At 72.5% G+C, this 20133-nt stretch carries 18 protein-coding genes; 13 read left to right on the plus strand and 5 right to left on the minus strand.

The features are described 5' to 3' along the window. Window positions 1–19 precede the first annotated feature (19 nt). From BJ981_RS26670 to BJ981_RS26685, 4 genes are all read left to right on the plus strand, one after another. Window positions 20–1579: a purine-cytosine permease family protein gene (locus BJ981_RS26670; protein WP_184614852.1), complete on the plus strand. Its 1560-nt coding sequence runs from the start codon at window positions 20–22 to the stop codon at window positions 1577–1579. Beyond that, window positions 1576–2409, plus strand: a complete 834-nt coding sequence (locus BJ981_RS26675) for a VOC family protein (protein WP_184614854.1) — start codon at window positions 1576–1578, stop codon at window positions 2407–2409. The genes BJ981_RS26670 and BJ981_RS26675 overlap by 4 nt, the downstream gene beginning before the upstream one ends. A gap of 12 nt (window positions 2410–2421) precedes the next feature. After that, entirely contained in the window at window positions 2422–4377 is a 1956-nt protein-coding gene (locus BJ981_RS26680; RefSeq protein WP_184614857.1) for an FAD-dependent oxidoreductase, read from the plus strand. Window positions 4378–4474: 97 nt separating this feature from the next. After that, entirely contained in the window at window positions 4475–5272 is a 798-nt protein-coding gene (locus BJ981_RS26685) for an SDR family NAD(P)-dependent oxidoreductase (RefSeq protein ID WP_184614859.1), read from the plus strand. A gap of 119 nt (window positions 5273–5391) precedes the next feature. Here BJ981_RS26685 and BJ981_RS26690 read toward each other — a convergent pair whose 3' ends face one another. After that, window positions 5392–6453 carry an amidohydrolase family protein gene (locus BJ981_RS26690; protein ID WP_184614861.1) on the minus strand — a complete coding sequence of 354 codons (1062 nt, stop codon included), beginning with the start codon at window positions 6451–6453 and terminating at the stop codon, window positions 5392–5394. Between the two features lie 574 nt (window positions 6454–7027). Between BJ981_RS26690 and BJ981_RS26695 the strand changes: the two genes are divergently transcribed. Continuing rightward, window positions 7028–9589 (plus strand): ATP-binding protein, encoded by a 2562-nt coding sequence (locus BJ981_RS26695; protein WP_184614863.1) that lies wholly within the window; start codon window positions 7028–7030, stop codon window positions 9587–9589. A gap of 127 nt (window positions 9590–9716) precedes the next feature. Continuing rightward, window positions 9717–10529, plus strand: coding sequence for an aminoglycoside 3'-phosphotransferase (locus tag BJ981_RS26700; RefSeq protein WP_184614865.1), 813 nt, complete (start codon window positions 9717–9719; stop codon window positions 10527–10529). A 15-nt stretch (window positions 10530–10544) separates the two neighbouring features. Here BJ981_RS26700 and BJ981_RS26705 read toward each other — a convergent pair whose 3' ends face one another. Further along, the gene (locus tag BJ981_RS26705; RefSeq protein ID WP_184614867.1) at window positions 10545–11330 is read right to left on the minus strand and encodes an aminotransferase class IV; all 786 of its coding nucleotides are present in this window, start codon (window positions 11328–11330) and stop codon (window positions 10545–10547) included. A gap of 79 nt (window positions 11331–11409) precedes the next feature. Further along, window positions 11410–12117: a hypothetical protein gene (locus BJ981_RS26710; RefSeq protein ID WP_204070405.1), complete on the minus strand. Its 708-nt coding sequence runs from the start codon at window positions 12115–12117 to the stop codon at window positions 11410–11412. A gap of 152 nt (window positions 12118–12269) precedes the next feature. Here BJ981_RS26710 and BJ981_RS26715 point away from each other — a divergent pair, with 152 nt between their 5' ends. Next, window positions 12270–13052, plus strand: coding sequence for an HAD-IIA family hydrolase (locus BJ981_RS26715; RefSeq protein WP_239139399.1), 783 nt, complete (start codon window positions 12270–12272; stop codon window positions 13050–13052). 78 nt (window positions 13053–13130) lie between these two features. Further along, the gene (locus BJ981_RS26720; protein ID WP_184614869.1) at window positions 13131–13769 is read left to right on the plus strand and encodes a hypothetical protein; all 639 of its coding nucleotides are present in this window, start codon (window positions 13131–13133) and stop codon (window positions 13767–13769) included. A 41-nt stretch (window positions 13770–13810) separates the two neighbouring features. Here BJ981_RS26720 and arfB read toward each other — a convergent pair whose 3' ends face one another. Further along, a complete protein-coding gene (arfB, locus tag BJ981_RS26725; protein ID WP_184614871.1) occupies window positions 13811–14236 on the minus strand; it encodes an alternative ribosome rescue aminoacyl-tRNA hydrolase ArfB in 426 nt (141 codons plus the stop codon). 248 nt (window positions 14237–14484) lie between these two features. Between arfB and BJ981_RS26730 the strand changes: the two genes are divergently transcribed. From BJ981_RS26730 to BJ981_RS26750, 5 genes are all read left to right on the plus strand, one after another. Next, on the plus strand, window positions 14485–15336 hold the full coding sequence (locus BJ981_RS26730) for a hypothetical protein (RefSeq protein WP_184614873.1): 852 nt from the start codon (window positions 14485–14487) through the stop codon (window positions 15334–15336). A gap of 20 nt (window positions 15337–15356) precedes the next feature. Further along, window positions 15357–15962 carry an HAD family hydrolase gene (locus tag BJ981_RS26735; RefSeq protein WP_184614875.1) on the plus strand — a complete coding sequence of 202 codons (606 nt, stop codon included), beginning with the start codon at window positions 15357–15359 and terminating at the stop codon, window positions 15960–15962. An 88-nt stretch (window positions 15963–16050) separates the two neighbouring features. Then, window positions 16051–16329 (plus strand): GlsB/YeaQ/YmgE family stress response membrane protein, encoded by a 279-nt coding sequence (locus tag BJ981_RS26740; protein ID WP_184614877.1) that lies wholly within the window; start codon window positions 16051–16053, stop codon window positions 16327–16329. A 185-nt stretch (window positions 16330–16514) separates the two neighbouring features. Next, a complete protein-coding gene (locus tag BJ981_RS26745) occupies window positions 16515–18104 on the plus strand; it encodes an alkaline phosphatase D family protein (protein WP_184614879.1) in 1590 nt (529 codons plus the stop codon). Between the two features lie 27 nt (window positions 18105–18131). Then, entirely contained in the window at window positions 18132–19577 is a 1446-nt protein-coding gene (locus BJ981_RS26750) for an FG-GAP-like repeat-containing protein (protein WP_184614880.1), read from the plus strand. Here the strand turns inward: BJ981_RS26750 and BJ981_RS26755 are convergent. Then, window positions 19496–20128, minus strand: coding sequence for an ATP-binding protein (locus BJ981_RS26755; protein ID WP_184614883.1), 633 nt, complete (start codon window positions 20126–20128; stop codon window positions 19496–19498). The two genes, BJ981_RS26750 and BJ981_RS26755, sit on opposite strands and share 82 nt — an antisense overlap. Between the last annotated feature and the right edge of the window lie 5 nt (window positions 20129–20133).

The raw sequence follows: 20133 nt of genomic DNA on the forward strand, positions 1-20133 counted from the left end.
TCATAGAAGGGATCACGTCATGTTGCCCGTCACCCACGAGGACGACCCCCGGGTCGTCGAAGAGCAGCGCGCCGAGGACTACGCCCAGCACGCGGTCCCCCTCACGGCGCGCGTCCCCAAGTTCAAGCTCCTGATGGCCAACTGGTCGCTGCTCAGCGCCATGGTCTGGCTCTTCTACGGCGCACTCGTCTCCAGCCTGGTCGGCACCCGCCAGGCGATCATCGGACTCGTCGGCACGGTGGTCGTCTACACCGCGCTCAACTGGTTCATGACCGCCTGGGGCGTCCGCTGGGGCCTCAACCCCACGCTGCTGTCCCGCCGCATGTTCGGCGCCGTCGGCGCCGTCCTCACCTCGCTCCTGATCGCCGCCAACGCCACCTACTACGCGGTCTTCGAGAGCAGCGTGCTCGCCCAGGCGTTCAAGATGCACTTCGGCGGGCCCGACATCCGCTGGTGGTACCTCATCGTGGTCGTGGCGATCCTGCCGCTCATGATGGGCAGCGTGCAGACCTGGATGGACCGGGTCAACGGCATCCTGCTCCCCGTCTACGTGGTCGGCGTCATCGCGGCCGTCGTCGTCGCGGCCGTCAAGGCGGGCGGCCAGTCGGACTGGTTGCAGTTCGCCGGCGTGATCCCGCCCGAGGCACGGCCCGTGCCCGGCTGGCTCATGGCGTTCACCCTCTACATGGGCATCTGGCTGCTCATGCCCACCACCGTGGAGTTCGCCCGGCTCGGCAGGCCGAAGGACCTGCGCTTCCACCAGAACGTCACCTTCGGCTGGGTCTACTGGGTCTGGCTGTTCCTCCTCAACGGCCTGGCGGGCATCTTCCTCACCCGCACGGTCCTGCCCGGCGACCCCGCCGCCGAGGCGGGCGTCGTCCAGGCCATCGTCACCACCCTCGGCCTGTGGGGCGTCCTGCTCATCGTGGTCACCCAGACCCGGGTCAACACCGTCAACTACTACCTGTCCTCCATCAACTGGCAGCGCGTGTTCGCCCGCGTGTTCGGCCTGCGCCTGCCACGGCTGGTCTGGGTCCTCATCGTCGCCGCCGTGGCGTTCCTGCTCATGCTCACCGACGTGTTCAGCTACCTGCAGACCGCGCTGACCTGGCAGGGCGTCTTCCTGGTGAGCTGGGTGGGCGTCGTCGTCACCCATTTCGCGCTCACCCCGCGCGACCGCGGCCCCGGCGGCCCCGAGTTCCGGCCCGGCCGGCTGCGCGCGTTCACCCCCGGGCTCGGCGTGTGGGTGGTCTCCGCCGCGGTGGGCATCTGGCTCACCCAGAGCCCGGAGACCTTCCCGGCCCTGTCCCAGCTCGCGCCGCTGATCGCGCTCGCGGTCAGCGTCGTCCTCTACGCCGTCGTCCTCAAGCTCGGCCCGTCCAGCCTGCTGCGCCGCGACGGCGACCTGCGCGCCGAGGTGGACGACGTGTGGGCCGCCCGCGTCGCCTGCGGGGTCTGCGAACGCTCCTATGTGGCGTTCGAGATGGACCGCGACCCGGCCGGCGGCGACGTCCCCGTCTGCACCGCGTGCGCCGAGCTCGGCCGCGCGCCGACACAGGAAGCCGTGAGAGTCTCATGATCGTACGTGGCATCAGCTGGCTCGGATCGCGCACCGACCACTTCGAGGACATGCGCGCGTTCCTCGCCGACGTCGTCGGCCTGCCCATCGGGCTCGACCAGCCGGGCGCCGTGGTCTTCGACCTGCCCGACGGCGACGCCTTCGAGGTCTTCAAGCCCGCCGACACCGAGCACTCCTTCTTCGAGCACCCGGTGGCCGGACTGCTCGTGGACGACGTCCGGGCGGCCAGGGCCGAACTCGAAGCGCACGGCGTCGCGTTCATCGGCGAGGTCCACGTCGGCGTCGAGACGTCGTGGGCCACGGAGTGGTCGCACTTCCGCGCCCCTGACGGCCACGTCTACGTCCTGGTCAGCCGCCCGGCCAAGCACCCGGGCGGCGGCCGCCGCCACTTCGACGAACTGCGCGTCTGCCTCAAGGTCACCGACCTCGACGCGGCCGTCCGCCTCTACCGCGACGGCCTCGGCCTGCCGATCGTCGACGAGTGGACCCACCCCGGCGGGCAGCGCGGCGTGCTGTTCGCCGTCGCGCCCGCGGCGATCGAGCTGTTCGACGAGGCCCAGTGGGACCTGGTCGACGATGCCGAGACGGGCGCGCGGCACGGCCGCGACCACGCGCTGCGCGTCGAGGTCCGCGACGAGGCCGAACTGGAGAGGCTCGCCGCCCGGCTCGCCGAGCACGGCGCCACCCGCGGGCCCGGCGTCGTGACCACTCCCTGGGAGCAGCGCTGCTTGCGCCTCGGCGCGCACGACGGCGAACAGCTCACCCTGTTCACGCTCCCCGAGGAGGAGCGCGTCATCCGCGAGCGGGCCCGGCGCCTGCTGCCCAACTGACAGGAGAGGCCCATGGTGGACGTCCTGTTCCGCCCCGGCCGGATCGGCACCCTCGACCTGGCCAACCGGGTGATCAAGTCGCCGCAGACCACCGCCCTGTCCAACCAGGACGGCACGGTCACCCGGCGGCTGGTCGACCACTACAAGCGGCTGGCGGAAGGAGGCCCCGGCCTGGTCCTCGTGGAGTACAGCCACGTCGACGACGACGCCAGCAAGTCCATCCACGCCCAGCTCGGGATCTCCCGCCGCGAGCACGTCCCCGGCCTCGGCTGGCTCGTGGACGAGGTCCACGCGGCCGGGTCGAAGATCGGGATCCAGCTCGAACACTGCGGCAGGCAGAAGTTCCTCGGCACCCCGCCGATCAAGTCGGCGTCCGCGGTGTCGTGGGACTACGTGGAGTCCCAGTACGGCAACAAGCCCGTCCCGCTCACCAGAGAGGAGATCGCCGGCGTGGTCGGCGCGTTCGCCGACGCGGCCGAGCGCGCCTACCTCGCCAGGTTCGACCTGGTCGAGGTGCACGCCGGGCACGGATACCTGCTGACCAACTTCCTGTCCCCGCACACCAACAAGCGCGCCGACGAGTACGGCGGCTCCTTCGAGAACCGGGCGCGGCTGACGCTGGAGGTCGTGGCGGCCATCCGCGCGCGGGTCCCGCGCGACTTCCCGCTCAGCGTGCGCCTGTCGGTCACCGACTACGAGCCCGACGGCATCCCCGTCGAGGAGACCGTCGAGCTGGCCCGGCTGCTCGAAGCGTGCGGCGTGGACGTGATCCACGCCTCCGGCGGGCACCACGCCCTCATGGAGTACGAGGTCAGCCCGTGGTTCATGCCGCGCGCCCTGCACCGGTGGGGCTGGGAGAAGATCAAGGAGGCCGTCTCGATCCCCGTGATCGCGTCCGGGTCCCTGGTCAGCCCGCAGGTGGCCGCCGAGGTGCTGGAGAGCGGCGGCGCCGACTTCGTCTCGCTCGGACGCGCGATGCTGGCCGACCCCGACTGGACCCGCAAGGCCCGCGAGGGACGGTTCCTGGACATCGTGCCGTGCATCCGCTGCAACGACGGCTGCCTCGACCGCGGCCTCAACGTGGGGCGCTCCACCGGGTGCGCCGTCAACCCGCGGATGGGAGAGGAGTACTCCTACCCCGTCGAACCGGCGGCGGCGCCGCGCGACGTCGCGGTGGCAGGCGGCGGCCCGGCCGGGCTGCGCGCGGCGGCCGTGCTCGCCGACCGCGGCCACCGGGTCACGCTGTTCGAGCCCGGCGAACTCGGCGGCGCCCTCAACCGCGCCACCCTGCCCGCCCACCGCCAGGACCTGGCAGCCCTCCGCGACCACCTGGTCCACCAGGTACGCGCCAGGGACGTGCGCGTCGTCCCCGCCAAGGCCGACGTGCCGTCCCTGACCGGCTACGACCTCGTCTACATCGCCACCGGCGCCACCCCCGGCGCCCTCCCTGGTGCGTCGGCAGGCGAGGCCGCCGACGCGGGGACTCCAGCAGGCGAGGTCACCTCGGTGGCCGTGATCCCGGCGCGTGAGGTCACCGACCCGGCCGCCGTGGCCGCGCCGGTGGTCGTGGTGGGCGGTGGGATCACCGGGGCCGACACGGCGCTCTGGCTCGCCGGCGCCGGGCACGAGGTGACGCTCGTCGAGGCCGGGCCGGCCATCCTCGCCAACCGCGAGGTCTTCACCGACGCCATGGCCCTGCCCGGCATCCTGGAGGGGAAGGGGGTCACCATCATCACCGGCGCCGAGGTCGCCGAGGTCACCGGCGAGGGCGTGCGGACGGCGACCGGCCGGGTCGTCCCGGCCGCCACGGTCCTGGTCGCCACCGGCCGCGTGCCGGACCCGTCCCTGGCCGACGCCCTGCGCGCGGCGGCGCCGCACGTCGAGGTCGTCACCCTCGGCGACGCCGCCCGCCCCGGCCGCGTGATGGACGCCCTCCACGGCGCGTTCTTCGCGGCCCGCAGGGCCTGACCACCCGGCACCCCTCGGGGGCGAACGCGACACGCCGCGGGGCTCGGACACACCGGGCCCCGCGGGGCCAGATCACTCAAGATGGAAGGACGGCGCGATGGGCGCTCTCGATGGCAAGTCGGTGATCCTGACCGGCGCGGGGTCCGGCATCGGCCGGGCGGTCGTGGTCCGGTTCGTCGCCGAGGGCGCCCGCGTGGTCGCCGTGGACCGCGACGCGGGCAACCTCGCCCACCTGCGCGACGAGCTCGGCGACGCCGTGGTCCCGTTCGCCGCCGACGTGCGGTCCTGGGACGACAACGCGCGCGCGGTGCGGACGGCCGTGTCCGCGTTCGGCGGCGTCGACGTGTACGTGGCCAACGCCGGCATCTTCGACGGGGGCCGCGCCCTGGCCGACATCCCGGGAGAGGACCTCACGGCGGCGGCCCAGGAGATCTTCGCCGTGAACGTGGTCGCCCCCATGCTGGGCGTGCGCGCCGCGGCCGACGAACTGGTCAAGGCCCGGGGCGCGGTCATCATCACCGGCTCGTACGCGAGCTTCCACGCCTCCGGCGGCGGCCCGCTCTACACGGCCTCCAAGCACGCCGTGCTCGGGCTGGTCCGCCAGCTCGCCTACGAGCTGGCGCCCGACGTCCGTGTCAACGGGGTCGCGCCCGGCGTGGCCCCGACCCGGCTCGGCGGCATCGACGCCCTCGGGCAGCGCCCCGCCGAATCCGTCATGGACGGCACCCGCGAGGCCCTCCCGCTCCAGGAGATCCCCTCCACCGCGGCCTACGGCGGCGTCTACACCCTGCTCGCCAACGCCGCCGACTCCGGCCACATCACCGGCACGATGCTCACCGCCGACAGCGGCCTCGCCATCCGCGGCCTCGCGAGGCCCGGCGGCCGGGTGCGCTAGCGGGCTCGCGAAGCCTGGCGGTGGAGTGCGCGAGCGGCGTCGCGAAGTCCGGTGGCGGGGTGCGGCGGCACCCTGGCCAAGCCCGATGGTCCGGTGTGCCGGTCGCAGGGGGCCGCCGTCTACAGGATGCGGCTGCCTTGGGCGATGACGGCCGCCGGTCTGGCCAGGGTCTCCGGGTCCTCGCGCGGGTCCTCGTGATAGCTGATCAGGTTCGCGGGGCGGCCCTCGGCGAGCCCGGTCACGTCCAGGTAGCGGAGTGCCGCGCCGCTGGCCGCCTCCAGGGCCCGCCGCGGCGGCACCCCGAGTTCCGTCAGCAGCCGGACCTCGGTGGCGATGTCGCCGACGACGTCGGTGCCGGTCAGGATCGTCAGGTCGCGCTCGACGGCGACGCCGAGCAGGTGGGAGAACCGTTCCCGAAGCCGCGCGCGCCGTTCGCGGCGCCCCTCGTCCTCGCCGGGCCAGGGCAGGAGCAGCGCGCACAACGTCGGGGTCCACGCCCCGCCCCGGGCGGCCAGTTCCAGCACATCGGACTCGGTGAGCCGGTTGCCGTGCTCGATCGAGTCGACGCCCGCGGCCACCAGCTCTCCCGCCAAGGTCGTCGTGGTGTGGGCGGCGACGCGTGCGCCCGCCTCGTGGACGGCCTGTACCAGGTCACGGACGTCGGCGATCGAGTAGGACGGGACCGCGTCGGCCGGCGGCGGCGCCCCCTCGCGCATCATGGGGAAGTCGGCCACCAGCTTCACCCAGCGCGCCCCCGCGGCGATCTCGGCCCTGGCCGCCGCCACGAGGTCCGTGGCCTCCACCGGTTCGTACAGGGCGGGGAAGTACTGCCCGGACGGGGCGAGGAACCGGCCGGACACCAGCAGCGCGCCGCCGTCCCCCTGGCGGTCGTGCAACAGCCGCAGGGTCACCCCGCCGGGGCCGCCCGTGTCCCGGATCGCCGTGATCCCCGACTCCCGGGCTCTGGCGAGGTTGCGTCGCGTCTCCTCCATGCTCAGGGCGCGCGGGCTCCCGTCCTCCCCGACGCCCACGCTGAGATGACCGTGCGCGTCGACCAGCCCTGGCAGGACGAACCGCCCGGGCAGCGCGTCATGGTCCCCGAGACCCTCGCTCGTCCACACGCCGCGTTCGTCGACCACACCGGCCAGCGGAACACCCTCGGGGAGCAGTGTCGCGTTCACTCGCCAACTCCGCACGCCTTGAACGTAGGCCGACCCGAGCCCGACCGGAAGGCCCCAATGACGCCCGCGGGATCGAGAGATGCGCCAGGTGTGTCGGGTCGCCGGTGCGGTGGGTGTTGAATTGCCCGCGCGGCTCGTGGCCGGGGGAGATGCCTTGATGGCGCGCTCTGGGGTGGGATCGCGGCGCGCGACCACGACGGTGCTGTACGGGTGGGCTCGGCACACCTCAGCCGGTAAGCCCGCCGTGAGCCCACCCGGTTCTGCGCGGCGGCCGGACGCGTGGTCGTGAATCGCGCGGTCATCACCATTGATCGGGCCAGACGAGTTTCTGGAATCGAACTCATCCGAATACTCGTCTATCGAAGGAGCGGATCCGGCGTTCGGACGTACTCTCCCCTGCTCGGAGAATCCCTAGAGGTGTCAGGGATGTCCTGGTATGTTTTCTTTGTTCGGGCAAATTGCGCAATGTCGCGATTCTGCATATTGATCGGAACAGACCAGTCTCACCGTCACGAAAACGGTGTTTCCACGCATGGCACCTGACCCTTGCAAGATAGGGACCATCCCGGAGTTCATGGTGGCGCTGCGGCGGCTACGCGCGTGGTCCGGGCTGACCTACCGGCAGCTCAGCCGGCGAGCCGCCGACGCCGGGCGGACGTTGCCGCACAACACGCTGGCGGCGGCCCTCGGCCGGGACGGTCTGCCCCGTGAGGAGTTGCTGTCCGCCTTCGCCTTCGCCTGCGGGCTGGACGACAAGCAGGTCACCACCTGGATCACCGCCCGTCGCCGCCTCGCGATGGCGCTCGCCGAACCCGCCCAGGCGGAACGAGGCGGCACCGAACGAACGGCCGGGCGGGACACGCCCGCGGCGCCCAACCATCTGCCACGGCGTGTGAACGACTTCACCGGCCGTGAGGCCGAGGTGGTCCGGCTGGTGCGGACGGCGGACACCGGCGTCGTACTGATCGACGCGATCGACGGCATGGCGGGAGTCGGCAAGACGGCCTTGGCCGTGCATGTGGCCCACGAGTTGACCGCGACGTATCCCGACGGACAGCTCTACGTGAATCTGCACGCGCACACTCCGGGCCGGGCCGCACTCGAACCGGCCGATGCGCTCGGCGCGCTGCTGCGCATGGCAGGGCTGCCCGCCGACGCCATTCCTGCCGGGACGGAGGAGGCCGCCGCCCTGTGGCGGGCCACGCTGGCCGAGCGGCGCATGCTCATCGTGCTGGACGACGCCGCCGACGCCGGCCAGGTGCGGCCCCTCCTGCCCGGCGTGGGCGGTGCCCGGGTGTTCGTCACCAGCCGCCGACGTCTGACCGGCCTGGAGGACACCACGGTCATCTCGCTGGACATGCTGCCGGCGACCGCCGCGCGTACGCTGCTCACACAGATCGTCGGCCGAGCGAGGGCGACGGCGGAACCGGAGGCGCTGGCCGAGGTCGCCGAGTTGTGCGGACGCCTGCCGCTGGCCCTGCGCATCGCCGGATCCCGGCTACGGCACCGACCCGCCTGGAGCTTGGCGCACCTGGCGGACCGGCTGCGTGACCAGCACCAGCGGCTACGCGAACTGCGTGCAGGGGACCGCAGCGTGGAGGCGGCCTTCGCCCTGTCCTACCAGCAGGTGCCGGCCGCTCAGCAGCGCATGTTCCGGCTGCTCGGCTTGCTGCCCGGCGACGACATCGACACCGCGGGGGCCGCCGCGCTGGCCGCCCAGCCGCTGGAGGAGGCCGCGGAACTGCTGGAGGCGCTCCTGGACGCTCACCTCGTCGAGCAACCCACCGTAGGCCGGTTCTCCCTGCACGATCTGCTGCGCGCCCACGCCCGCGCCATGAGCGCCGGGCACGACCCGGAATCCGAACGGGCCCGAGCGCTCGACCGCTTGCACGAGCACTATCACCGCACTGCCACCGGGGCCGTCGACGTCCTGCTGGCCCCGGCCGCCGACCGGCCACCCACCTCCGGGACGGTGCCTACCCTGTTCAGCGAAGAGCGGGCCGCGACGTGGCTGCGGTCAGAACGCGGAAACCTGATCGCCCATGCCGTCCACGCCGTCGACCACGATCGCCCGGGGCACACCCTTGAGCTGTCCAGGCTGCTGTTCCAGTACCTGCACCTTTACGGCTACCACCGCGACAGCCTCCTCCTGCACGTCCACGCGCTGCGGGCCGCGCGAGACCTCGGTGAGGAACAAGCGGAAACCGACGTGCACATCACCCTGGCCGGAATCCACTACGACCTGGGCGACTACGCGTCGGGCATCCGATACGCCGATGACGCCCTGACCCTGGCCCGACGGCGTGGCGACCTGGCGAGCCAGGATCGAGCTCTGACGCTGCGATCCAACTGCCTGTCCGAGGACCACCCGCGACAGGCTCTGGACGGCCTCCACGAGGCCCTGGCCATCTCCAGGACGACCGGGGACAGTGCGCGGCTGGCGGTACACCTGCACAACATCGGCGTGTCCTTTCGCGACGGCGGCCTGCTGGACCAGGCACTGCTTCACTTCGAGGAAGCCATGGCCGTCGTCCCGCGCACTGACGATCAGAACATGCGCGCCTATGTCCTGCACAATCTCGCCGATACCTACTTTCTGTACGGACAGCTGGATCTGGCGCTGACCTGTCAACGTGAAGCGCTGGCCTTGGTGCGCCGAATCGTCAACCGCAACCTGGAAATGTGCGTCGACCACAGCCTCTCGAAGATCTACCTGCGGAGGGGGGACCTGCCGCGGGCACTGACGCATGCCGAGCGGGCGCTGGCCTTGAGCGTGGAGACCGGCGAACGCACCATGCGGATCGTGACGTTGGTCAATCACGGCGTGGTCCGCCAGCGATCGGGCCGCTACGCGGAGGCGTATCCTCAGCACCTTCAAGCGCTGCACCTGGCCCGCGCCACGGGATATCGACTAGGTCAGGGCATAGCGCTCAATGCGCTCGGCGAACTGTGCCTGCGGGCCGGGGCGCCCGCTCAGGCCATCACCTATCACCGACACGCAGGCATTTCTCTGCCTGTCAACCTGTTCGAGCAAGCTCGCGCTCTGACGGGGATCGCCCGTGCCCTGCAGGCCACCGGCCGTCCGCGAGCAGCCCGCCGGCACCTCCACCAAGCGGAACGCGTTCTCCGCCGCTGACCCCTGCCGCTTCCGCGCGGGCTGCGGGGTGCGGAAGAGGTGACCTCACCTGACGGCCCCTTCAGCGGCCCGGCGCCCGGGAAACCGGTTGCCGCTCGGGCCGCCCTCTTGGGACGATCACGTCCTTATGAGCGGTCACGTCGTAGCAGAGATCCCGACCGGTCCGGTCGCCGTCCCCGCCGTCGTCGCGGCGCTCGCCGGCGACGACACGGTCACTCCGGTGTGGCGCAACGAGCTCGGCGGCCTGACGTTCCGCCTCGAGGGCGGGCGCGACGGCGTGAGGTACGTCAAGTGGGTGGCGGCCGGCACGCCGGAGATCGACCTTCCCGGCGAGGCCGTCCGCCTGGCCTGGGCGCAGAGATGGGTGACCGTCCCGCCCGTCATCGAGCACGGCACGGACGCCGACGGCGCGTGGCTGGTCACGGCGGCGGTCGACGGCCGTTCGGCGGTGGAGCCTCGGTGGATCGCCGACCCGGCGACCGCGGCCGCCGCCATCGGGCGAGGGCTGCGCGTGCTGCACGACGCCCTGCCCGTGGAGCGGTGCCCGTTCGAGTGGAGCGTCGAGCGGCGGCTCGCCCGCGCCGACGAGCGCATCGCCGACGGTGAAGGCCCGGCCGACCGGTTCCCCGAGCACCGGCACCTCGACCTCGCCGAGGCCCGGGCGCGCCTCGGCGCGCCGCCCCCCATCGACCGCCTGGTCGTCTGCCACGGCGACGCGTGCGCCCCCAACACGCTGCTCCACGACGACGGCACGTTCGCCGCGCACGTCGACCTGGGCTCCCTCGGCGTCGCCGACCGATGGGCCGACCTCGCGGTCGCCGCCTGGAGCACCGAGTGGAACCACGGCCCGGGGTACGACGGCGTCGTGTACGAGGCGTACGGGATCGCCCCGGACCCGGAACGCATCGCGTACTACCGGCTGCTCTGGGACATGGCCTGACAGACGGCGTCGTGGTCAGATCAGGTACCAGGGGTTGCGTTCGTAGGCGTCTTGGAGGGTTTTCATCAGGGGGTAGTCGACGGGGAAGCGGCGGGAGCCGATTCTTTGGACCGACATGATGCCGCGGGAGTTGGTGAGGAAGGCGGCGCGCAGGGAGGGCAGGTCCGTCAGGTGGATGACTTGGCGGCGGGTCGGGATGCCCATCTCGGCGAGTCCTCGTTCCACCAGGGCGAGGGTGATGCCGCGCAGCATGGGGGCTTCCGGCCAGACGATGGACTCGCCGTCGGAGAAGCCGATGTTGGTGATGGCGCCCTCGGCGATGGTGCCGTCGGGGGCGACGAGGAGGGCCTCGTCGTAGCCGGCCCGTTCGGCCATGCGCAGGAAGTACTCCTGGCCGAAGCCGCCGACGTGCTTGATGTGAGCGGCCGGGCGCTGGTAGGGGGCGGGCCAGACGTTGCGCGGCGGGTTCGGCGGGTCCGCGGGCGGGCGGACGGTGACCATGACGCTTGGTTCGACCTCGCCCCAGGTGGGCAGGTCGCGGCCGAAGACGTACACCCGGACGGAGGCGTCGTGGACGTCGCCGGCGAGGGCGTGCCGGATACGGGCGCGGACCACTTCGCCGTCGAGTTCGCGGCCGAACAGCTCTCTGGTCGCGAAGTCCAGGCGTTCCAGGTGCAGGCCGAGCCCTCTGACCCTGCGGTCGCGGACCTGCATGGCCGTGAAGTGCCCGTAGTTGCGCAGGGCCGGGTGGCGCAGGTCGTCCACGGTGGCGGGGCGCCCGTCGATCTCGATTCGCTCCACCTTCCCGGACTCTAGCCGCACGGCCCTCGAAATGGGCAGGGCCCTCGGGGAATCGAAGCGGGCGAGTGGGAGCGTCGCGTTACGAGAACGGAAATCCGCTCAGTTCGCCGTTGAAGCAGTGCCGGGCGTGGTGACGCATTCGGGGGCCATAGTCCGGATGGGTTTCCAGGGCGGTGATCCCGCGGGAGAAATCGATGTCCAGCACGCCGGCCATGTGCGCGAGGTACACGTCGAAGCCGGGGTACTGCACGCCGAATTCCGGCACGTCGCGAGCGAGCTCGGCGTAGTAGAAGACCGGGTGCTCGCCGAACTCGTCTCCCTCGCCGGTCACGAGGACGAGATGAAGGCCGGCGCTTCGTCCCGGGCTGGGCAGTGGCAGGCATTCACCGAACCGGGCCAGAGGCCGGAGCGCTTCGCGTCCCCAGATGTCGTTCCAGGACACGCCTTCCTCGTCGGGCTCGTCGAGGTCCGCGTCCTCGTACCCGCGTATCTCGATCGCACGGACGAAGTCCGTCAGCGTCACCGGGGTGAGCCGATCGGTGTCCTTGCCGGCGAACCAGTCGGACCGGCGCAACAGGCCGGTGTCGAAGGCGAGCCACGTGAGCAGGCCGGCCGGGAGCGGCCGGCCACTCGGCAGCGTCAGACTCTCCAGCGACGCGGCCGCCATCGGCTCGGGTTCGCCGTCGATCCACGGCCCCAGCCACCGGTCGTGTCCGGCGAACAGCCGACCTGGGTCGGACCTGACCGACTCGATGACCCGTTCGACGAGTCCAGCTCCATGATCCACGGGCGCGAGGCTACCAGCCACCAGCGACCCGGCCGCCGCCTGGACCGGCCGCCCCGGCCGGAGCGCTTGGGGAGGACCCGGACGTGCGGGTGGCGTGAGGGGGCCTGGCATTCTTGTTGCGTTGAAGGCCGGCACGCACATCCGGGAGAACGGTGAACGAGCGCAAGCCGATCGAATGCTGGCTGTCCGACATGGACGGCGTCCTGGTGCACGAGGGACACCCCGTGCCGGGGGCCGAGGAGTTCATCCGCCGGCTTCGCGATTCGGGCAAACGATTCCTGGTGCTGACGAACAACTCCATCTACACGCCACGCGATCTCTCGGTGCGGCTGCGCGGCGTCGGGCTGGAGGTGCCGCCGGAGTCCATCTGGACCTCCGCGCTGGCGACCGCGAAGTTCCTGGGCGACCAGCGGCCGGGCGGCTCGGCGTACGTGATCGGGGAGGCGGGGCTGACCACCGCCCTGCACGAGGTCGGCTACATCCTCACCGACACCGCTCCCGACTACGTGGTGCTCGGCGAGACCCGCACCTACAGCTTCACGGCGATCACGCGGGCGATCCGGCTGATCGACGCGGGCGCGCGGTTCATCGCGACCAACCCCGACCCGATCGGGCCGTCCGCCGAGGGGTCGCTGCCGGCCTGCGGCGCGGTCGCCGCGATGATCACCAAGGCGACGGGCGTGGAGCCGTACTTCGTGGGCAAGCCGAACCCGATGATGATGCGCAGCGCGCTGAACGCCATCGACGGGCACAGCGAGACCACGGCGATGATCGGCGACCGCATGGACACCGACATCGTGGCGGGCATGGAGGCGGGGCTGCACACGATCCTCGTGCTGACGGGGGTCACGTCCAAGGACCAGGTCGAGCGGTATCCGTTCCGTCCCTCGCAGGTGGTCGACTCCGTGGCCGATCTGATCGACGTGGTGGAGTAGCGGCCGGTTCCCGAGCGGCACGGTCGGCGATTTAAGTAGTTGTCAGGTTGTGACAGGTATACGGGGAAGTATGGCGTCATGACCGATGTGTATCTGGAGATCGGCCCCAAGAAGGTCTTCGCCTGCGCGCATGACTGGCCGGGGTGGTGCCGTATCGGAAAGGGCGAGGAGGACGCCCTGGAGAACCTCGTCCGGTACGTCCCCCGTTACCGGCTGATCGCCGAGCGGGCGGGACTGCCGTTCGATCCGGACGCCTTCACGGTGGTGGAGCGGGCGCGGGGCGGGACGACCACCGACTTCGGGGCCATCGAGGCGATCCCCGAACTCGACTCACGCCCGGTGGACGCCGCGACGGCCGAGCGCGACGTCGCGCTGCTGCGCGCCGCCTGGGAGGTGTTCGACGAGGTCTTCACGGGGTCCCCGGAGGAGCTGCGCAAGGGGCCGCGGGGCGGTGGCAGGGACCGCGACAAGATGGCCTCCCACGTGGTGGAGGCCGAGCGCGCGTACGCCCGCAAGATCGGCGTCCGGCACCGGCCCTTCCCGTTGGACGACCTGACGGCACGGGGCGCGATGCGCCAGGAGATCACCGCCGTGCTGGGCGTGCCGTCCGACGGCTCGCCGCCGGTACCGGGCGGCTGGCCCCCGCGCTACACGGCCCGGCGGATGGCCTGGCACGTGATCGACCACCTCTGGGAGATGGAGGACCGCCGCGACTGACCCGGCGCGCGAACCACAGGCGGCCGGGGGATGGACGAGGGTCAGGCGTCGTCGGCGCGGCGGAGGCGCTTCAGCTCGGAGCGGTGCCGCTTGGCGGCGAGGCGGCGCTCGGCCACGCGGCGGGACGGCTTGGTGGCCCTGCGGCTCTTGGGCGGGGGAGCGATGGCCTGGGCGATCGCGTGGGCCAGCCGCGCGCGGGCGGCCTCCCGGTTGCGGAGCTGGGAGCGGTATTCGGAGGCGGCGATGGTGAGCACGCCCTCGACGAGCCGCGGGGCGAGCCGTTCCAGGGCGCGGGCCTTCAACGGCGGGGACAGGGCCGTGGTGGCCGCGAGGTCGAAGCTCAGCTCCACGCGGCTGTCGGTGGTGTTGACGCCCTGACCGCCCGGCCCGGACGAACGGGAGAAACGCCAGGCGAGCTCGGCGTCCGGAATGACGACCGAGCCCCCGACGAGCAGCGGACCAGGCATGGCACCAGCGTAACCGCACCCTCCCGTCACCGATCAACCCATTTGTACGGCGATGGAGGTCCCGCTCGGGGGGTGGTGCGGGGACGGGCGGCGTGAGGGGGGACGGGCAGGGGTTTGCGGGAGGGAATTGTGGCTTGCGCATGTGGGGGATCGGCTTGTGGGGATCAAGCCGGTCCGGCACAGTGTGCTTGTCGTTGAGCGCCGGTCGTGCCCGGCGGTGGGCGGGGCGACCGTGGGAGGGCCGTACTGTGGCGGCGATCGTGGGTGTGCACGGCATCGGGAAGTACCGCTATTTCCAGGCGGCCGGCACGGCCGAGGGCGCGGCCGGGACGATGCGCGCCAAGTGGGACCGTTACCTGCACGCCGGCCTGACCGGCGGCGCCCCTTACACCGGCCAGTCCTACATCACCGACGTCGCCTACTACGCGCACCTGCTGCGCGCGAGCACCCCCGCGGCGCTCAGAACCGATTTGCGCAAGATGGACACCGAGTCCCAGCTCGTGCTGACCGGGTGGATGCGCCAGCTCGGCCAGGCCGGTGACTTCGCGGGGGAGCGGCTCACCGGGCTGATCCACCGGCTCGCCGAGTGGCTGCTGCTGCGGCTCGGCCCGCACGCCAAGGACTTCGCCGAGGACTTCTGCCCCGAGGTCGCCGCCTACCTGGCGAGCGCGGACGCGGCCGCGCGGGTGCGCGCCCGTGACGCCGTCGCCGCGACGATCCGCCGCCATCGGCCCGCGGTGGTCATCGCGCACTCGCTGGGCAGCGTGGTGACCTACGAGGCGCTGTGGGCGCACCCGGACCTGTCGGTGGACCTGCTGATCACCCTCGGCAGCCCTCTGGGCATGCGCGGAGTGATCTTCGAACGGCTCCAGCCGCTGCCGCAGCAGGGGCGGGGCCGGTGCCCGCGCGGGGTGCGCCGCTGGGTGAACATCGCCGACAAGGACGACATCGCCGCCATTCCGGGCGCGCTGAAGGGGTCGTTCGACGGCGTCGCGCTCGACGAGAAGGTGAACATCGACTGGGCCGACTTCCACACCGTGCGAAACTACCTCGCCTGCGGGGCGGTCAACGAGCATGTGGAGCCGTTCCTCAAGGTCTGACGTTCGGTAATATCGCGATCATGAAATGGGTGCTCTTCGACTACGGGGAAGTGCTGAGCCAGTCTCAGCCGGAGGCCGACCGCGCGCGCATGGTGGAGGCGTCGGGCGTCGACCCCGACCTCTTCTGGCGGGGGTACTGGGAGCACCGGCTGGAGTTCGACCGCGGCACGCTCACTCCGGCCGCGTACTGGTCGGAGGTCCTCGGCCGCCGGGTGCGCGACGCGGAGGTCGAGCTCCTGGTGCGGCTGGACATCGCGAGCTGGACCCACGCCAACGAGGGCGCCGTCGCCGTCCTGGAGGAGGTCCGCGCGGCCGGCAGGCGCGTGGCCCTGCTGTCCAACGCGCCGGTGTGCGTGGCGGACGGCATCGAACGCCTGCCGTGGATCACCACCATGAACGCCCGCTTCTACAGCGGGCACCTGGGCCTGGTGAAACCCGACGCCGAGATCTACCTGCGGGTGGCCGCCGAGCTGAGCGCCCGCCCGTCCGAGTGCGTGTTCATCGACGACCGCCTCGTGAACGTCTCCGGCGCCGAGTCCGCCGGCATGCCGGCCATCCATTTCCGCGGCGCCGACGCGTTGCGGGACGGTCTCAAGGCGGTCCTGGACGGCCCGGGGACGCGGTAACACACCCCTGTTGACCTGCGCTGACGCGTATCGGTCCTCCATCTTTGGGGCATATGGAGGGCAACCGAACTACGGAGGCGTGAAGGCAATGCAGATAACCGGAATCTTCAGCGCGATCATCGTCGGTCTGGTGATCGGCGTGATCGCGCGGCTCGTCGTGCCCGGACGGCAGAACATCCCCATCTGGCTCACGATCGTGATCGGCATCGTGGCCGCGCTCATCGGCACCGCCATCGCCGACGCGCTGGGGGCGGGCGCCACGCGGGGCATCCACTGGCTGGAACTGGTCCTCCAGATCGTCCTCGCCGTCATCGGCGTGATCATCGCGGCCAGCCTGTACGGCAAGAATCGCAGCAAGGTGACCTAGCGCGGCGGGGGCCGGCGGCGGGGAGCGGCGAGCGGGGAACTTCGCCCGGCGTCCCGGAAGAGTACGCCTCGGCGTAGACGGGCGTTCAATCACCGTGGGTAGCGCCGGTGCCTGTCCCGCAGTTGTTCACGTGGCCGACATCGGGCAATCGCCCGCAGGTCGGCCAGGCGGACTGCACTTGTGGCGTGGAGCAGAAGCCGTCACGAAGAGTATTCCTGATCGCCACCGCGGCGGGGGCCGGAGGACTCCTCGTCCCCGGGTCCGCCGCCGCCTCCGGACCGCCTCCGGCCGGCTCGCGGGCCGCCTCCACACGAGCCGGGCGCCTCGCGCCGGACCCGTTCACGCTCGGCATCGCCTCCGGGGATCCGGCGCCGGACGGCTTCGTCCTGTGGACGCGGCTCGCCCCCGACCCGCTGGCCCCGGACGGCCGCGGCGGCATGCCGTCCCGCGACGCCGAGGTCGGCTGGCAGGTGGCGGCCGACGAGGGCTTCCGCCGGATCGCGCGCGCCGGGACCGCGACCGCGCGGCCGGGCTCGGCGCACGCCGTGCACGTCGAGGTGCAGGGGCTGGAGCCCGGGCGCGAGTACTTCTACCGCTTCCGCGCCGGCGGCCACGTGTCGGAGACCGGGCGCACCCGCACCGCGCCGGCCGCGTCCACGGCGACCGGCTCGTTCACGTTCGCGGCCGTCTCCTGCGCCCAGTACGAGCACGGGTTCTACACCGCCTACCGCCGGATGGCCGAGCAGCACCCCGACCTGGTGGTCCACCTCGGCGACTACATCTACGAGTACTCCGGCGGCGTCTACACCGCCGCGCAGGGCAACGTGCGCCGCCACGTGGGCGGCAAGCTGCAGACGCTCGCCGACTACCGCCTGCGGCACGCCCAGTACAAGACCGACCCCGACCTCCAGCTCGCGCACCGCACCAGCCCGTGGGTGGTCGTCTTCGACGACCACGAGGTGGAGAACAACTGGGCGGGCGACGTGCCCGGCACGCAGGCCCCGGACTTCGAGACGCGCAAGGCGGCGGGCTTCCAGGCGTACTACGAGAACATGCCGCTGCGCGCCTCGGCCGTCGCGCGCGGACGGCACGTGAAGATCAGCCGCCGCGTGGACTGGGGCGCGCTGGCCACGTTCCACCTGCTGGACACCCGCCAGTTCCGCGACGACCAGCCGTGCGGCGACGGCATGCGCTCCGGCTGCGACGAGCGGCTCGCCCAGGAGCGGGTCATGCTCGGCGAGGACCAGATGACGTGGCTCACCGCCGGCCTCGGGGCCTCGCCCGCCACCTGGAACCTGATCGCGCAGCAGGTCGTCGTGGGCCAGCGCGACTACCACCTCGGCCCGGGCCGCGAGCTCAACGTCGACGCCTGGGACGGCTACCCCGCCGACCGCGACCGCCTGCTGCGCGCCCTGAGCTCCTCGAACGCCGGCAACCCCGTGGTGCTCACCGGCGACGCCCACGTGGCCTCCGCCTCCGACCTCACGGCCGACTTCGAGGACCCCGATGCCCGGCGGGTCGGCGTGGAGCTGGTCAGCACCTCCATCTCCAGCGACGGCGACGGGTACCACGACCCGGCCAGGGACGCGGCGCTGCTGGCGGAGAACCCGGCGCTGAAGTTCGTCAACGAGCGCCGCGGCTACATCATGTGCACCGCGGGCCCCGACGCGCTCACCGCCGACTTCAGGACGCTGGACTTCATCAGCCGCAAGGGCGCCCCGGCCAGGACCGCCGCCACCTTCACCGTCCCCGCCGGCGAGCGCACCCTCACCTGACCGCCCCACCCGAGGGAGATCCCGAACATGACCCCCTGGCGCGCGCTGCGCGTCCTCGCCGCCACGTCCCTGGCGCCCGGCCTCCTCACGGCCCTCCCGGCGCACGCCCTGGCCGCCGTTCCGAGCAAGGCCCTCGCCGCCGCGTGCGCGGGCCCGTACCTGGCCGTGGCGGCGCCGTACGACACCGTGGACGGCCAGGCGCGGGCCGGCACGGTCACGCTCTACCGGGGCGGGAAGAAGGCCGCGGTGCTCGCGCAGGGCACGGCCGGGCTCGGCGACGCGCCCGAGCGCGGCGACGCCTTCGGCGCGGCGGTGGCCTCCGGCGACTTCGACGGCGACGGGTGCGCGGACCTGGCGATCGGCGCCTCGGAGGAGTTCGCGGGCACGCCGGTCCCCGACGGCGCCGACGGCAACGGCGTCGTCCACCTGCTGCGCGGCACCGCCCGCGGCCTCGTCGCCGACGGCACGCTCGACGTGACCCGCCTCGGCCGCTCCCGCGACACCGACCGCTTCGGCGCGGCGCTGACCGCGGCCGACCTGGACGGCGACGGCGACGACGAGCTGATCGTCGGCGTCCCTGGCCTGGAGGAGGGCGGCGGCGTCGGCCTGTTCGGCCTCGGCGGGCGCCCGGTGCGGGGGAAGGGCACGCTGCTGACCGAGGCGACGCCGTGGATCGCCCAGGAGCACACCGAGACCGACCTGTTCGGCGCGGCGGTCGCGGCCGGCGACTTCGACGGGGACGGCAGGGCGGAGCTGGCCATCGGCGCGCCCGGCGCCAACGTGGGCACGACCTCCGGCGTCGGCGCGGTCACGATCGCCGACCCGCGCCGCAGGCAGGCGGGCGTCTACACCCAGAACAGCCCCGGCATGCCGGGAGAGGCCGAGAAGTGGGACAACCTGGGGGCGGCGCTGGCCTCCGGCGACTTCGACGCGGACGGTCGCGACGACCTGGCCATCGGCGTGCCCGGCGAGGGCCTGGACGCCTACCAGGACGGCCCGATGTACGGCAACGGCGCGGTACACGTCCTGTACGGGACGGCGGACGGGCTCACCGCGGCCGGTAGCGAGTTCTGGTCGCGCAAGACCAAGGGCATCAGCGGCAAGAGCCTCAGCACCGACAGGCTCGGCTCCGCGCTCGCGGCCGGGGACCTCAACGGGGACGGCGACGCCGAGCTCGCCGTGGGCCTGCCGGGCGCGGGCGAGGTGCTCGTGCTGGCGGGCACCCGTACCGGCGGCCTCACCGCCGACCACCACGTGGTGGTCGGCGGCCGGGACCGGCGGCCGGGGGACCTGTTCGGGTCGTCGGTCGCCATCACCGGCTCCGGCCTGGTCGTGGGCGCCCCCGGCGCGGGCAGGGTCACCGTGATCCCCACCCGGGTCAGGAAGGGCTCCTACACGGGCCTGCGCACCTCGGACGCCCGCGCCCTGACCGGCGCCGCCGGCGGCCTGTTCGGCTTCGCGGTGTCTTCCTGAGCGCCGCGGTCGCGGACGCAGGCGGGCGCGGGGAGGCGGAAGGCGACGGCCTTGGCGGGCCCGCCGCCGCAGGACAGCGTGGTCGGATAGGCGTAGCAGCGGCCGTGCGAGAGCCGGTGGGCCAGCAGCAGCCCGCGCCCGCTCTCGGCGAACATGGGGCCCGTCGCCGGCGCGGTGCTCAGGCGGCGCAGGATGGCGGGGACCTCGCCGAGCTCGCCGCCGTCCACCATCTCGCACCAGATGGGGACGCCGTCCACCTGGTGGACGCGCAGCTCGTAGGGCTGGCCGGCGTGCCGCTCGGAGTTGGCGGCCAGCTCGGCCACGATGATCTCGGCGTCGCCGATCGCGTCCTCGGCCACCCCCGCCCACGTCAGCGCGCCGCGCACGACCAGGCGGGCGACGCGGGACGCCGAACCGGGGGACAGGCGGGTGACCAGCACGGTCAGCCGTGTGGAGCCCCGGGGATCTCGCAGGCCGCCGTGGGAGGGCCGCTCCTGCGCCGTGACCCCGGTGCGATGGAGAGCCTTGGTGACGGGCTGCTCGGCGCGCATCAGTC

It is taken from the genome of Sphaerisporangium krabiense (assembly GCF_014200435.1).
GTDB classification, from domain to species: domain Bacteria; phylum Actinomycetota; class Actinomycetes; order Streptosporangiales; family Streptosporangiaceae; genus Sphaerisporangium; species Sphaerisporangium krabiense.